Here is a 579-nt window from a genome sequence, read left to right on the forward strand (position 1 = left end):
CGATAAAGATCTTCTCGCCAGCCCGGTGGACCTGTCGCATGCTGCGGCGCTGCCGGCCACGCCAGAGCCGGTAGTGGTGGCAGTACTGGCTGTAGCGATACGCCTTGTCGCCGTGGCGTTCTACGTATTCGGCCCAGAGCAGTTGCAGAGTGACGCCTTTGGTCTTGAGCTCTTGATGAACCTCGAAGTAGTCGGGCTCGGCAAAGCGTGACGGTGGCGCCTTGGCCGGGAACAGCAGCGCGTACAGCCGAACCTTGTCCAGGTCCTTCGGCAGTGGCCAGGTAACGCCCTGAACCTGGGCCAGGCTGACGTACTTGCCGACCACGCCCTTGGAGAGTCCGCAGGCACGAGCAATGCGCTCGTGACTGAGACCGGCTTCGTATTTGAGGCGCAAGACCTCGATGATCTGTCGCATGGAAATCCTCGCAGCCGGCATCCGCTCTTCCTCGTGAAAAAAGGAAGCGGTATGCGCGATTAAGTTGAAGAATTCCAGTGTGTTGGCAGTGATTCCGGGGGAACGTGACCGACGATTCCGGCATCGTGACCGGTGATTCCGGGATATCACCCAAAATCGGTCAC

Annotated in this window: 1 pseudogene; it reads right to left on the reverse strand. The window is 59.8% G+C overall.

What is annotated here, in order from left to right:
• Positions 1-415: pseudogene (locus tag H4J77_RS19615) on the reverse strand (IS21 family transposase); the annotation flags it as partial.
• Between the last annotated feature and the right edge of the window lie 164 nt (positions 416-579).

Origin of the sequence: Pseudomonas sp. 5Ae-yellow (genome assembly GCF_014077575.1) — a bacterium.
Taxonomy (GTDB): Bacteria; Pseudomonadota; Gammaproteobacteria; order Pseudomonadales; family Pseudomonadaceae; genus Halopseudomonas; species Halopseudomonas neustonica.